The sequence below is a fragment of the Vreelandella subglaciescola genome, assembly GCF_900142895.1.
Taxonomy (GTDB): Bacteria; Pseudomonadota; Gammaproteobacteria; order Pseudomonadales; family Halomonadaceae; genus Vreelandella; species Vreelandella subglaciescola.
Map to the genome: position 1 here is coordinate 2,820,958 of NZ_LT670847.1, position 13,844 is coordinate 2,834,801.

Sequence of the window (13,844 nt, forward strand, 5' to 3'; positions counted from 1 at the left end):
CTTAGCCGCTCTTGAGCAGCGTGGCAAACAGCTGATACGACACCGGCAACGTGGCAATCACAAAGCCCAGCGCGGTGATGCCGTAGCCCGGCCAGCGGCGGCCCGTACGCTGAGCCAGCAACAGCCCACCAATGCCCAGCACCATGCCGACGAGATTAAAAACCATGGAAAACGCTTCAATCACAAGCGAAAAATTCATGCAGTGTTCCTGACCGGTGAACCGTATGTTGGCAGGCAGCGCAATACGCTGCCGTGTACCGTTGTGAATGTAACAGGCGGCGCGTGTAGAAGCCTAGGCGCGGCTCAGCGTGGTGCCGAGCAGATGCTGGGCGCCGGGCACCAGCCACACCGGGTCAAGCCGGGTATTGGCCGCTTCCACGCAGAGAAAGCCGCGCGTAGCGGCCGCGCTGGTATCGCTCAGCGCCTCGCCCGGATGCCAGACCACGGTGGAATCGCTCTGATGCTTGGCCACACGCAGCTGGTGCTCCCCGTCGGTCAGGGTGACGGCGGCGTTGCTGTGGTAGATACGGTCGATCGGGCCGCGCACGGCAAGCGTGCCCTGCTGCTCGCCTTCGGCAAAGTCGCGGCGCTTATCCAGATAGCGTGCGCCGGTCAGGCCTTCAAGTCGGCATTGAAAGGCGTCGCCAACGGCCAGATAGCTGTGCAGGGCAGCGCTGGTCTTGACCGGTGCCTCGCCGGTGTTTTCGCTGATCAGCTCCACGTGCAGGCGCCGGGCGTTGGCCTGAATGACCACGCGGGCGTTCAGCTGGCTGTGTAGTGGCTCCTCCGGTGAGAGGTGCACCTCAATGCCTTCTTCGTGTTCGTCCACGCCGTCAAGCCGCCAGAGCGCCAGCCGTGCCGGGCCGTGAAAGGGGCCCTGGCGGTTGGGGCTTTCATCGGCGTAGCGCTCGTCGGCAAACCACGGCCAGCACAGCGGTATGCCGCCACGTAGTGCTGCCGGCGCGCTGGCCGGCGTGGGCGTCAACCATAGCCAGTCCTGATCGTCTGCCGGTTGGAAGTGCACCACCTGGGCGCCAGTGAGCGCGATGGCGAGCTGCCCCCAGGGCTGATTGAACAGCACCAGTTCGCGCCCCTCCCAGGTGACGGTCTGCTGGTCGTCGGTGGCGTCAAGCTGCTGGCGGAGCGAGTCGGGAATCATCAAGGCGTCCTGGTCTGTAAAGATTGTGGACGGCACCTTAATGCGGTCTGCTATGGTAAAACAAGCACGCTACGTGTTCATCTTGACCTTGATCCTTTCGACAATAGTAAAAGAGGTGCGCCCATGGGATTTATTGCGTGGTTGATTATTGGTGGTCTTGCCGGCTGGATTGCGGGCAACATCATGCGCGGCGGCGGTTTTGGCATCCTGGCCAACATCGGTATCGGGATCGTCGGTGCCGTTATCGGTGGCTTTTTGTTTGGCTTGCTCGGGCTTCATGCAGGTGGTTTTATCGGCTCGCTGGTCACCGCGGTGGTGGGGGCTGTCGCCTTGCTCTGGGTGGTCAGTAAAGTGCGATAACACAAAACGTTAGCCACAAGGCACTGATGAATGCGCCATACGCCTGAAGAAACCATCGCCCGGCCAATGGCCGGGCGATGGCGTTCAGATATAGGCCTCAATCGTGCTTTCCGTTATACCCTGCGCCCCGTTACACTATGTGCCTTTCGTGCCGGCCGCTCTGGCGGGCTCTTGGGTGTATTCGTGGGTGCAGTAAGGGGAATCTTTTGGTCGACGCGTTACATGCCTGGTGGGAACAGCAGCTTGAACTTTGTGGCGGAGGTATCGGCTCTCATTTGCTATCAGCCGGGGCGAACGAACGCCTGGCACGGCTGGGTATTGCCAGCCCGCGCGAGGGCTGCTGGCCTGACGCCGGGCAGTGGCTCGCTCAGGCATGGCAGATTGAGTCCCGCGACACGCTGATTGACGCCATGCTGTGGCTTGCCGCGCAGGGCGAGCGCCAGCGCTGGGATATCGATGCCGCCGAGCTCAAGGCCATGACCGTGGCCCGGCGGCGCCAGTGGGAGCAGGAAACCCCAGTGGATGACGCCCCCTTCGCTGCACTGCTGCCCGGCTGGGTGGCCACCGGCGAGCCGCTTGAATGGGCGGCGTGGGACTGGCTACGGCTGGCGGAACTTGCCTGGGCGGGGGCGTGCGGTGGCTATCTCAGCGATACCGAAGCCGACCACTTCGCGGCTCACGCGGCCGAGCTGCTGCAAATCCGTTATGCCGGCTGGAGCGAGATGCTAAGCGCCTATCTGCGCGGATTCAGCCTGTTTAACGGCGTTGATTGCCGTGCTGAGTGTCCCGGTGAGGCGACCGAAAATCCGTGGCGGGACGCGAATACGTGGCAAGAACGGCTGGTGGCGCTATCTGAGCCGGCTATTCGCGAGGCGTCCCGGACCGCGCTACGGGCGTATCGCAGTACGCCGCAGCACTGGCTACAGGCGATTGCCGGTATCCGCGAGCCCGAGCTGATGCTGCGACAGCGCGAGCCGCTGGCGCCAGTGCCGGAAGCGCGTCGTATGGAAGCGGCACGTTATCTCGAAGACGTGCTGGACATGCACGCCGATGAAGGCGCCGAGGTGCTGGCCCGCTATTGGCTGCCGGCCGAAGCACACCATCTTAACCAGATGGCAGCTGACGCGGCGCACGGTATTCATGTTCCCTCGCAGACTGTCTTTGGCCGGCCCTCGCGGGAGGCGCTGGTGCAGCGCGGGTGGCTCAAGCAGGCCGGTCGTCACGCGGCCACCATTCATATGGCCGAAAAATTTGCCTTTTATTGGCAAACGGCCATGGACAGCCGGCTGTTCGATGAAGGTTCACTGCTAACCCAGGGCGAAGCGCTGAAAAGCTGCCTGTGCCATTTTTATGCCACTCCCACGCGGCTGCTGGAGGCCTGGCTGGCGTGGGAGCGCTGCCTGCCCGAGCCTGAGCAGGCCTCGCTCACGTCCGATATTGCCTGGCACCTGAAGGATCCCGGCAGCGTGTTTCACTGGCTTGACTGGCACCCCGGTGAGTGGCGCGAACCGGCCGAGCGGCCGTCGTTGCGTCACTTTACCGCCATGGCGCTGGTGGGCCCGCTGAACAGTGCCGCCTGGAGCCAACCACAGCCGGAAAGCGCGCGCGAACGCGAGGCCATCAGAGGGTGGGTGGAAGGCCATTACCAGCTGTTGGGCGCTGACGAATTGCGTAGTTTTATCGACTACATGCTGGAGGCCGGGGATCGGCAGGAATATCAGATCAACTACGCGCCCTATACGCTGAACCGCGAGCGCCTCGACGCTGAAATCGCCATTTTGCAAACCGGCGAAAGCGAGGCCGAGGAGCGTAACCATCTGCTGCGCCTTGAGCGGGTACGCGATAACGAAGACGACTGTAACGAGCTCGATATGGCCGCCTGGGACATTGCCCAGACGGTAGATCTCGCCATTGCCGGGCGCGAGCTGGGCTGGCTGGAACCGGCGCAGCTCGCGCGTATTCTGGAACGTGCCTATGCGCTGGCCGAAAAACACTACGCCGGTTGGCAGGCCTATGCGGAAGGCATGTACGCCGGGTTTTCGTTTTTCATGGGCGAAACCGACGAGCGCGAGAGCTTTCTCGCCGGGTTGCGCCACGCGCTGGTGGCCTGGCGCTGCGGCGCGCCGGTGCTGGCCGGCGCCTGGGCCAGCCTGGATTTTCCCGGCAGTAAGCCGCGCCACTTTGCACCGTTGCACATTGATACGCTCCCGGGAGATAGGCGAACTCTGCATTGAGCCTCGCAAGCCCCCGTGACTATCGCTTATAGTAAGAATGATCACAGCTGCCCTGGTTATATTGTCGGAGAAGTCTGCTACCGCTGCGGGGCGTTTTTTACTGTTTTACGAGGTCTATCGTATGGCTGCCGTGCCACCCAGTATTATCCAGGGCACCCGTGGAATCTGCGCGCTGGCGCTTATCATCCTGCTGGCCGGCTGCGCGGGTAACGCGCCGCGTGACAAGGCAGATCCGCCCGACGACTACTTCGCCATGACGCTGCCGGGCATGTCCAACAGCGGCGGTAGCATGATGTCGCCAGCGAATAATCCGGTCAACGATCTGTCACGGCTGAAAAATCCGGCGCCGCTGGTCATTCGTCGCGCGCTGCTTGAGCAGCATGAACGCTGGTCGGGCACGCCGTACCGGCTGGGCGGCACCACCCAGCGCGGCGTTGACTGTTCGGCGCTGGTGCAAAATGTCTATCTGGATACGTTTGACATTACCCTGCCGCGCACTACACGCGGGCTGGTCACCAAAGGCCATGCGATTGACCGCCAGGATCTGCGCGCCGGCGATCTGGTGTTCTTCCGCCCGCCGGGCAATCGGCATGTCGGCATTTACGTGGGGGAAGGCTATTTTCTGCATGCTTCTTCCTCAAAAGGGGTGACTATTTCGCAGCTGGATAATACCTACTGGCAGCGCTATTACTGGCAGTCGCGTCGTACCCTTGAAAGCCCGCAAATGGCGCAGCTAAGCCGTGTGCTCTAGCGCGCTCGCTAGCCGCCAAGCGGCATGATTACGCTCAAGACCCGCGCCTGGTGGCGCGCGACGCTGGCACTGTGCCTGGGCTCTTTTCTCGTCTTCATCAACCTTTACGTGCCCCAGCCGCTGCTGCCTGATCTGCAGCAGGCTTACGGCATATCGACCCTGGCGGTCAGTTTCGTGATGTCGGCCGCGACGCTTTCGCTGGCCGGATCACTGCTGGTGTTCGGGCCGCTGTCTGATGCTATCGGGCGCGAAAGCATCATGCGTTATAGCCTGCTGTTGGCCGGCAGCGTCTCTCTTGCACTGGCCTTTGCCCCCAACTTCGCCACCCTGTTGACGCTACGGCTGCTGCAGGGCTTTTTGCTGGGCGGGCTGCCCGCGGTGGCCATCGCCTGGATGGGCGACGAGTTTGATAAGACGGCGCTGCTGGGGGCGGTCGGGCTGTATATTGGCGCCAATTCGCTAGGCGGCATCAGCGGTCGGGTGGTCGGCGGCATCGCGGCTGACATTGGCGGCGCGCCGGCAGCGTTTTTAACCGTGGGCGCGATTACGCTGGCCGGTGTCGCCGTCTTCTGGCGCCTGCTGCCCCGCAGCCGATCTTTCACGCCCAAGCCGTTTCACGTATCGACCGCCGCGGCTGATTTGTACCGACACCTGTGTACGCCAGCGCTGCTGGGCGCCTATGTGCTGGGTGGCATCAACTTCATGGTGTTTATCAATCAGTACAGCTACATCACGTTTCGTTTGGCGAACGCGCCGTATAGCCTGGCGGCCAGTAGCCTGGGGCTGATTTTTCTGACCTATCTGAGCGGCACGCTGGGCTCGATGATGTCCGGGCGGCTGGCCGCGCGGTTTTCCGCAGCGCGCTGCATGATGCTGGGCGTGGTTATCCTGATGGTGGGCACAGCGATTACCCGTGCAGAATCGCTAGCGCTGATTATTCTGGGGTTGACCGTTAACGCCTTCGGCTTTTTTCTGGCGCATTCGCTGGCCTCGAGCTGGGTGGGGCGTAACGCCCAGCGGGCCCGGGGCAGCGCGTCGGCGCTTTATCTGGTGTTTTATTATACCGGCGCTAGCCTTGGCGGGTTCTGGCTGGAGCCGTTTTGGCTGTGGGACGGCTGGGCGGGCGTGACCTGTGGCTCGTGGCTGCTGTTTGGCATGACGCTGTGTATTGCGGTCTGGCTGCGCCGCGTGGAGCGCCGTCAGGAATAGTCCGTTGCCGCTAACAGGCCGGGGCTCAGGAAAAGTGCAGGCATAAAAAAAGCGACCCGCAGGCGGGTCGCTTCATGAGCCGGGCGTTTCGAGCTTAGTGCTCGACGCCGTCTTCGTGCTCAACACCACCTTCGCCGTGAACGTGGCCGTGCTCGATTTCGTCTTCGCTGGCTTCGCGTACGGTAGCGATTTCAACGTCAAACGCCAGCTGCTGACCGGCCAGCGGGTGGTTGCCGTCAACCACGACCGTGTCGGCTTCGACTTTCTTGACGGTAACCATCAGCGGGCCGCCTTCAGTCTGCGCCTGGAACTGCATGCCCGGCTCAACGCTTTCCACGCCCTGGAAAGATTCACGCGGCACTTCCTGCATCAGCTGTTCCTGAACTTCACCGTAGCCTTCTTCCGGCGATACGTTGACGTTGAGTTTTTCGCCAGCCGTGCGGCCTTCGAGTTCTTTTTCCAGGCCCGGGATAATGTTGCCGCCGCCGTGCAGATACGTGAGCGGCTCGCGGCCTTCGGAGCTGTCAAGCACTTCACCTGCATCGTTGGTCAGGGTGTAGTGAAACGCGACGACCGAGTTTTGCGCAATTTGCATGTAAAAAACCTTACGGTGAGTGCATGTACTTCAATGGTAACGTGGAAAAGGGGCGCTTGTCAGTGGCCGAGGAGCTTTTTCCTTGCCGCGATACCCCGGCGCTATTGCGCCGCCGCGGGACCGAGGATACCCTAACGCCACTCTATTTTTGACGTTCGGCTTTTGACGTCCGACTTACTACACTCTGGAGCCTTTCTATGACAATTTTTGTCATTTGGGTCATTGCGTTCGCTGTGATCTTCTACCTTGCCAATAAACGCTGGAATGATGGCGTCAGCCAGGGCGTGGATAAAATGCTCACCGCCATGCTGAAAAGCCACGGCAAAAACCGCTATATCTGGGTCGCGGCGATTGCCGTGCTGGGCGCGACAGCGCTGGTTCGCCCGGTAGACGTGCTGCTCGTGGTGATTCTGCTGGCGATTATTGCGCTGGTAGTGGCCAAGGTGGCAAGCGTCGTGACCAACAAGGTGTCGTAAGGTTTCCCCAGCGTATACCGGTACGACAATGCGCAGACAATAAAAAAACACCGATCCGTAAGGGTCGGTGTTTTTTTATGCTCTTCTTACACCGCTTATAGACAGCAGCGTATCAGTACGAGGCGATCAGTAGGGCGCAACGCTGACGTTGGAGCCGCTGCCAATCAGACGGACTTTCTGGCCGGGCTGGAACTGGCGATCGGCTTTTTGTACCACGACCACATCGCGGCCGGCATCGGTGCGGATCTCGAGCTCTACGGCGTTGATGCGGTTGGCGCGATCTTCAACTGACGTTCCCGCCATCGCACCGCCGATAGCGCCTGCAGCCGTGGCGATCTTGCGACCGCTACCGCCGCCGATCTGGTTGCCCAGCAGGCCGCCGATCAGCGCGCCGGAACCGCCGCCAAGCAAGCCGCCGGTGCGGCTGTCGGCCTGGATTTGCACCGGGCGTATGGCAACCACGGTGCCGTAGGTGACGTTCTGGCTGGCCTTGGCTTGATTGGCGCTGTACACATCGCCCGAGTAAGGGGCGGTATTGACGCAGCCGGCAAGCGTAAACAAGCTGATGGCGGCAACGGGAAGCAGCAGCAGACGTTTCATGGCACATCCTCCAAACAGTATTTATGTGCAGCGTAATCGGTTAAAGCCCGTCGCTCAAGACGGCTTCATTGACTAAAGCATATGACGAAACGCTGTTCATTAATACCCCCGATGGCAGCATGCCTGCGGGTAACTGCCTGACCTGCGAAAAACTCCGCCCTGAAAAGGGCGGAGAGGCGTGAGGAAAGGCATCAGCCAAACTGATTCATGGTGTTGTCTTTGCCGCCGGCCTTGAGCGCGGCATCGCCGTGGAAGAACTCCTTGTGATCGTCGCCGATGTTGGAGCCGGCCATGTCCTGGTGCCTGACCGTGGCGATACCTTGGCGGATTTCTTCGCGCTGTACGCCCGCCACGTAGGCCAACATGCCGTCTTTGCCGAAGTAGCCCTTGGCCAGGTTGTCGGTGGAAAGGGCGGCGGTGTGGTAGGTCGGCAGCGTGATCAGGTGGTGGAAGACGCCGGCGTCGCGCGCGGCATCGCGCTGGAAGTTGGCCGTCCATTCGTCGGCGAGTTGGCCAAGTTCGGTGGCGTCGTATTTTTCGTCCATCAGCGCGGAGCGCTCGTAGGCTGACATGTCCTTGCCGTCTTCCTGCCAGACGTCAAACACCTGCTGGCGGAAACTCAGCGTCCAGTTGAACGACGGCGAGTTGTTGTACACCAGCTTGGCGTCCGGGCATACCTCGCGGATGCGGTTGACCATGCCAGCAATCTGGCCGACGTGGGGTTTTTCGGTCTCGATCCACAGCAGGTCGGCGCCATTTTGCAGGCTGGTAATACAGTCGAGCACCACGCGGTCTTCACCGGTGCCGGGCTTGAACTGGTACAGGCCGGAGGCCAGACGTTTGGGCTTGATCAGCTCGCCGTTTTGCTTGATCACCACGTCGCCGTTGCTGATATCGGCAGCGTTGGTCACGGTATCGCCGTCGAGGTAGCTATTGTATTGATCGCCCAGATCGCCCGCTTCCTGGGTGACGGCGATTTTTTGCGTCAGGCCGGCGCCGAGCGAGTCGGTGCGCGCCACGATGACGCCGTCGTCAACGCCAAGTTCCAGAAAAGCGTAGCGCACGGCGTTGATTTTGGCGATAAAATCTTCGTGGGGCACGGTGACCTTGCCGTCCTGGTGGCCGCACTGCTTCTCGTCGGATACCTGGTTTTCCAGCTGAATGCAGCAGGCGCCGGCTTCAATAAACTTCTTGGCCAGCAGGTAAGTGGCCTCGGCGTTGCCAAAGCCGGCGTCGATATCGGCAATGATCGGTACCACGTGGGTCTCGAATTCGTCGACCTGGCGAATCAGCGTCTTTTCCTGCACGTCATTGCCCGCCTCGCGCGCGGCGTCAAGGTCGCGGAACAGGTGATTGAGCTCCCAGGCGTCGGCCTGTTTCAAAAAGGTGTAGAGCTCTTCGATCAGGTCGGCGACCGAGGTTTTTTCGTGCATCGACTGATCCGGCAGCGGGCCAAACTCGCTGCGCAGGGCGGCGACCATCCAGCCGGATAGATAGAGGTAGCTGCGTTGGGTGGTGTTGAAGTGCTTCTTGATCGAAATCATCTTCTGCTGGCCGATAAAGCCGTGCCAGCAGCCCAGCGACTGGGTGTATTTGGCGCTGTCGGCATCGTAGGCGGCCATGTCGTCACGCATGATGGCGGCAGTGTAGCGGGCAATATCCAGGCCGGTCTGGAAGCGGTTTTGCCGGCGCATGCGCGCGGCGTGTTCCGGGTTGATGTTGTCCCACTTGCCGTTCTGGGCATCGCGCTTGTGTTTCAGTGCCTGGATTTCTTCGAGCAGTCCCGTCATGAGCTGATTCCTTCTTGAGGTGAGCGTAATCCGGTGGTCAGCAAGCTGCGCTGACTGGCTGGCTTTACTATCGGTCAAGGCGGGGCGGGCGGCAATTGGCACTTGGGGGTAGGCCAGGTTGTAGCTTGACGACATGGGACGAGAAAACGCCGTTAAAGCGTAGCGGGGTTTCGTCGGTGGGCATAAAAAAAGCCGGGCACGAAAGAGGGTGCCCGGCGGAGAAAATATCAGTCGGCGTCGTCCAGCGGGAAGTTCAGGCTGCCGACATTAACCAGCTGGGTGAGTAGTGCTGCAGCATCGGGGAAATCCTGCAGCACGTCCGCGTAGATCAGCGTGCCTTGGCACAACCGCTTGGCAAGTTCGGGCGTGCACGGATAGCCGTCGCCGTCGGCAAACAGCGTGATGGCGTCACCGTCGCGGCGCCAGGCAAAGCGCGACCCGGGAGCCGAGTGCAGCGGGGTGTGCTCAAGCTGTGTGGTGAGTGCGGCTTCATCGAGCGGCGGATCATAGGGCAGCAGCTGGTCGACGTACTTGGGCTGGGTCATTACGCGGCCAAACCACTGGCTCATCTGCTGGGGGTTATCCAGCGTCTCCAGCATCAGCCGGCGCATGCGCTCAAGTGCGGCGTCATCGATCTCGCCGGGCACGTCTGCTGGCGCCATATCGGCGTCGCTGTAGCGCAGCGAGGCCGGCAGCTGTTCGCCGAGATAGTCGGCATACGAGGTGACGGCTTCATCGGCGGAGGGCGCGCGAAAGCCGACCGACACGGTCATGCATTCGTCGGTTTCACTCACGCCGTGGTGCGCCCAGCCCGGCGGCAGGTAGAGCATGTCGCCGGGTTCCAGCACCCAGTCGGAATCCGCTTCAACCTCGAAGGTCTCAAGGATGCGCAGGTCAACGCCGTCGATGATGGGCGCGCCGTCGGCAATTTTGCCGCCCAGCTGCCAGCGGCGGCGCCCGGCAGCCTGCAGCAGGAAGACATCGTACTGGTCCACATGCGGGCCGACGCTGCCGCCGGGCGGCGCATAGCTGAGCATGATGTCGTCCAGCCGCCAGCGCGGCAGAAAGTCAAACTCGTCGAGCAGCGCCGCAACGGAGGGCACGTAGTGATCCACGGCCTGCACCAGCAGCGACCAGTTGCGCTCGGGCAGGCGCTCGAAGGTGGCCTCGTCAAAGGGGCCGTGGGACACCTGCCAGGGGCCGTCGGGGCCGTTTTCTTCGACCAGACGCGCTTCAACGCCTTCTTCGCAGGCGAGGCCGGCAAGCTCGTCGGCCTCGATCGGGGATAAAAACTCCGGCATGGCGCCGCGAATCAACAGGGGCTTTTGCTGCCAGTATTCGGCCATAAACTCGGCCGGGGTCAGATCGCCCAGCAGGGTTAGCGGCGTGTCACGATGGCTCATGGCGGTATCCTTTGGCGATGTCGCCGGTTTTATAGCGTGTTCAGCTGATCGAGAAGCGCGTTGGCCTGAGCCTCGGCGTTGCCGGTGTAGTGCGCCGGGGTCAGCGCTTTTAGCTGCTGTTTAACATCGTCGGGCAGCGCCAGAGTGTCAATAAAGGCGGCAAAACCGGCCTGATCGATGCGCTTGCCTCGGGTCAGCTCCTTGAGTTTTTCGTAGGGCTTTTCAATGCCGTAGCGGCGCATGACGGTCTGGATCGGCTCGGCGAGCACTTCCCAGCTAGCGTCAAGGTCGCCGTTCAGCCGCTCGGGATTGGCTTCGAGCTTGCTGATGCCCTTGAGCGAGGCCTGGTAGGCAATCATGGCGTAACCCAGCCCTACGCCCAGGTTTCTGAGCACGGTGGAGTCGGTCAGGTCGCGCTGCCAGCGCGACAGCGGCAGCTTCTGTGCCAGGTGGCCGAGCACGGCGTTGGCCAGCCCCAGATTGCCTTCGGAGTTCTCGAAGTCAATCGGGTTGACCTTGTGCGGCATGGTCGACGAGCCGATTTCACCGGCCACGGTGCTCTGCTTGAAGTAGCCCAGCGAGATATACCCCCAGACGTCGCGGTCAAAGTCGAGCAGCACGGTGTTGAAACGGCAGATCGCGTCGAACAGCTCAGCGATGTAGTCGTGGGGCTCGATCTGAGTGGTATAGGGATTGAACGTCAGCCCCAGCCCTTCGACAAAGGTCTGCGCGTTGGCCTGCCAGTCGATGTCCGGATAGGTGGTGAAGTGCGCGTTGTAGTTGCCTACGGCACCGTTGATCTTGCCCAGAATGTTAACGCGCTCAATTTGTTTGAGCTGGCGCCTCAGGCGGTAGGCCACGTTGGCCATTTCCTTGCCCAGCGTGGTGGGGCTGGCGGTTTGGCCGTGGGTGCGCGCCAGCATCGGCTGGCCGGCGTGCTCGGCGGCCAGCTGGGCGACGTTGTCGACCACTTCGTGCAGGGTGGGCAGCAGCGCCTTGAGGCCGTCGGCCAGCATCACGCCGTAGGCGAGGTTGTTGATGTCTTCGGAGGTGCAGGCAAAGTGGATAAATTCGCTGACCGCGTTGAGCTCGGGCTGGTCGGCGATTTTTTCCTTGAGGAAGTATTCCACCGCTTTGACGTCGTGGTTGGTCGTGCGCTCGATGGTCTTGACACGATCGGCATCGTCGATTGAGAAATCGCGAATCAGCGCTTCGAGAAAGGCGACGGCGTCGGCCGACAGCGGCGGCACTTCAACGATCTGCCCCTGGCCTGCCAGACGCTGCAGCCAGCGGACCTCGACGATGACGCGGGCGCGAATCAGGCCAAACTCGCTAAAGTGCTCGCGCAGCGCGGCGGTCTTGGCGCCGTAGCGGCCATCAACGGGAGAAAGGGCAGTCAGAGCAGAAAGTTGCATGGTCTCATTCCAGGTCGGTCGTCATGACAGGCGCAAGCACGGGGCTTGCGGGCTAACGCAAATCGTCCAGAGCGCGGCGCAGGGCGTTGCGTTGAAAAATCAGCTTCCAGCGGCGCCCGCCTTGCTGGTGCCACAGCAGCGCGAAACGCACGCCGGCAAGCAGGCAGGCGCGTACGCGCTCGGGCATCATGGGGCTTTGCAGCATGGTGGGGTCGCCCTGCACCACAATGCGGTGTTTGAACGTGGAGAGGGTTTGCTGGTAGGTGTCACCCAAGCCACCCACGACGTTTTCGTGGGTGGCGCCGAAGTGCCCGGCCTGGCGCTGTATGCGCTCCAGTGATTGGCCCAGCGAGTCGAGCATGGCGGTGTCGCGGCGCAGCTTGCTCATCAGCAGTACCAGCGAAAACCCGTAGCGCATCACCACCGGATTGGCTTGCTTGCGCCCCACTAGCGCCTCAAGCATGTCGAGCCCTTGGCGCAGGTTGTTGGGGTGGCCGCCGTAAATGGCTTCAAAGCTTTCCGGATTAGTGTTGACGGTGGCTTGAATCAGCGTTTCCCAGGCGCGCGGGTCGGTCTGGCCGTTGCGCGCCAGCTCGTCGACCAGGCTTGCCGCCTGAAAGACGCCGGCAAGCGCCAGCGCTTGGCGGCAGGCCGGATCATCCGGGGCGCGGTGAATCGGCGTGGCGTTATTCATGCGGCCACCTCTTGGGCATTCCAGGTATCGCGAATGACACCGCCGCCCAGGCAAATGTCGCCATCGTAGATCACCAACGATTGGCCAGGGGTGACGGAGCGCTGGGGTTGATCAAACTGCACTACAACGCTGCCGTCGGCCTGGGTGGCCAGCGTGCACGGGCGGTCGTCCTGGCGGTAGCGGGTCTTGGCGCGAAAGCGCCCCTGATGCGTGGGCGCGTGACCGGAGACCCATTCCATCGGCTCGGTGGCCAGCGCGTCGCTATACAACAGCGAGTGATGCTTGCCCTGAACGGCCACCAGTACGTTGCGCTCAAGATCTTTGTGCGCCACGTACCAAGGGTCTTCCGGGTAATTGACCAGCCCGCCGATGCCCAACCCCTGACGTTGGCCCAGGGTGTAATACATTAGCCCCATGTGCTCGCCGATAACGTCGCCGTCGGGCGTTTCGATGGTGCCGGGCTGGGCGGGTAGGTACTGTTGTAAAAAATCGCTGAAGCGTCGCTCGCCGATAAAGCAGATGCCGGTGGAATCCTTTTTGCGCGCGGTGACCAGTCCGTGTTTTTCGGCCAGCTCGCGTACCGCGGGCTTTTCCAGCTCGCCCACGGGAAACAGCGTGCGGGCAATCGCCGCCTCGGGCACGGCGTGCAGAAAGTAGCTTTGATCCTTGTTGGCATCCAAGCCCTTCAACAGCCGCGGGCGGGAGACGTCTTCGCCCTGGGCCTGAGTGGCCTGGCGTACATAGTGCCCGGTGGCGATCTTGTCGGCGCCGAGCATCTCGGCGTAGTCGATAAAGACTTTGAACTTGATTTCGCGGTTACACAGGATGTCCGGATTCGGCGTGCGTCCGGCCTTGTATTCGGCGAGGAAATGCTCGAAAACGTTGTCCCAGTATTCCGCGGCAAAGTTGGCCGTATGCAGCTTGATGCCGATTTTCTGACACACGGCTTCGGCATCCGCCAGGTCGTCTTTGGCGGTGCAGTATTCGGTACCGTCGTCTTCGTCCCAGTTCTTCATGAACAGGCCCTCGACGTCGTACCCCTGTTCGAGCAGGAGCACAGCCGAGACGGAAGAATCGACGCCGCCGGACATGCCGACGATCACTTTGCCTTGGGTGGATGTCATGGGCATCCTCAATTGAAATAGCGACAGATAGGCC

General features: G+C 61.7%; 14 protein-coding genes. 5 read left to right on the plus strand and 9 right to left on the minus strand.

Features of this window, described 5'->3' with window-relative positions; genetic code table 11:
* Position 1: 1 nt before the first annotated feature.
* Positions 2 to 199, minus strand: a complete 198-nt coding sequence (locus tag B5495_RS13135) for a hypothetical protein (protein ID WP_079554413.1) — start codon at positions 197 to 199, stop codon at positions 2 to 4.
* A gap of 93 nt (positions 200 to 292) precedes the next feature.
* Positions 293 to 1,159, minus strand: a complete 867-nt coding sequence (locus B5495_RS13140) for a D-hexose-6-phosphate mutarotase (RefSeq protein WP_079554415.1) — start codon at positions 1,157 to 1,159, stop codon at positions 293 to 295.
* A gap of 123 nt (positions 1,160 to 1,282) precedes the next feature.
* Between B5495_RS13140 and B5495_RS13145 the strand changes: the two genes are divergently transcribed.
* From B5495_RS13145 to B5495_RS13160, 4 genes are all read left to right on the plus strand, one after another.
* The gene (locus B5495_RS13145; protein ID WP_079554417.1) at positions 1,283 to 1,519 is read left to right on the plus strand and encodes a GlsB/YeaQ/YmgE family stress response membrane protein; all 237 of its coding nucleotides are present in this window, start codon (positions 1,283 to 1,285) and stop codon (positions 1,517 to 1,519) included.
* 206 nt (positions 1,520 to 1,725) lie between these two features.
* Positions 1,726 to 3,753 (plus strand): DUF1266 domain-containing protein, encoded by a 2,028-nt coding sequence (locus tag B5495_RS13150; RefSeq protein ID WP_231897196.1) that lies wholly within the window; start codon positions 1,726 to 1,728, stop codon positions 3,751 to 3,753.
* A gap of 121 nt (positions 3,754 to 3,874) precedes the next feature.
* The gene (locus tag B5495_RS13155; RefSeq protein WP_079554421.1) at positions 3,875 to 4,504 is read left to right on the plus strand and encodes a C40 family peptidase; all 630 of its coding nucleotides are present in this window, start codon (positions 3,875 to 3,877) and stop codon (positions 4,502 to 4,504) included.
* Between the two features lie 24 nt (positions 4,505 to 4,528).
* A complete protein-coding gene (locus B5495_RS13160; RefSeq protein ID WP_079554423.1) occupies positions 4,529 to 5,713 on the plus strand; it encodes an MFS transporter in 1,185 nt (394 codons plus the stop codon).
* A 94-nt stretch (positions 5,714 to 5,807) separates the two neighbouring features.
* Here B5495_RS13160 and B5495_RS13165 read toward each other — a convergent pair whose 3' ends face one another.
* Positions 5,808 to 6,308 (minus strand): FKBP-type peptidyl-prolyl cis-trans isomerase, encoded by a 501-nt coding sequence (locus B5495_RS13165; RefSeq protein WP_079554425.1) that lies wholly within the window; start codon positions 6,306 to 6,308, stop codon positions 5,808 to 5,810.
* A gap of 197 nt (positions 6,309 to 6,505) precedes the next feature.
* On the opposite strand from B5495_RS13165, the gene B5495_RS13170 reads away from it, so the two are divergent.
* On the plus strand, positions 6,506 to 6,784 hold the full coding sequence (locus B5495_RS13170; protein WP_079554427.1) for a hypothetical protein: 279 nt from the start codon (positions 6,506 to 6,508) through the stop codon (positions 6,782 to 6,784).
* A 126-nt stretch (positions 6,785 to 6,910) separates the two neighbouring features.
* Here the strand turns inward: B5495_RS13170 and B5495_RS13175 are convergent, their stop codons facing one another.
* The 6 genes from B5495_RS13175 to mnmA form a co-directional block, all read right to left on the minus strand.
* Positions 6,911 to 7,384: an outer membrane lipoprotein gene (locus B5495_RS13175; RefSeq protein ID WP_079554429.1), complete on the minus strand. Its 474-nt coding sequence runs from the start codon at positions 7,382 to 7,384 to the stop codon at positions 6,911 to 6,913.
* A gap of 191 nt (positions 7,385 to 7,575) precedes the next feature.
* Positions 7,576 to 9,174 carry an isocitrate lyase gene (locus B5495_RS13180; RefSeq protein ID WP_079554431.1) on the minus strand — a complete coding sequence of 533 codons (1,599 nt, stop codon included), beginning with the start codon at positions 9,172 to 9,174 and terminating at the stop codon, positions 7,576 to 7,578.
* Positions 9,175 to 9,401: 227 nt separating this feature from the next.
* The gene (locus tag B5495_RS13185) at positions 9,402 to 10,577 is read right to left on the minus strand and encodes a cupin domain-containing protein (RefSeq protein ID WP_079554432.1); all 1,176 of its coding nucleotides are present in this window, start codon (positions 10,575 to 10,577) and stop codon (positions 9,402 to 9,404) included.
* 29 nt (positions 10,578 to 10,606) lie between these two features.
* Positions 10,607 to 11,992, minus strand: a complete 1,386-nt coding sequence (gene purB / locus B5495_RS13190) for an adenylosuccinate lyase (protein ID WP_079554434.1) — start codon at positions 11,990 to 11,992, stop codon at positions 10,607 to 10,609.
* A 52-nt stretch (positions 11,993 to 12,044) separates the two neighbouring features.
* A complete protein-coding gene (gene hflD, locus B5495_RS13195; protein WP_079554436.1) occupies positions 12,045 to 12,686 on the minus strand; it encodes a high frequency lysogenization protein HflD in 642 nt (213 codons plus the stop codon).
* On the minus strand, positions 12,683 to 13,810 hold the full coding sequence (gene mnmA, locus B5495_RS13200; RefSeq protein ID WP_079554438.1) for a tRNA 2-thiouridine(34) synthase MnmA: 1,128 nt from the start codon (positions 13,808 to 13,810) through the stop codon (positions 12,683 to 12,685). The genes hflD and mnmA overlap by 4 nt, the downstream gene beginning before the upstream one ends.
* Positions 13,811 to 13,844 lie beyond the last annotated feature (34 nt).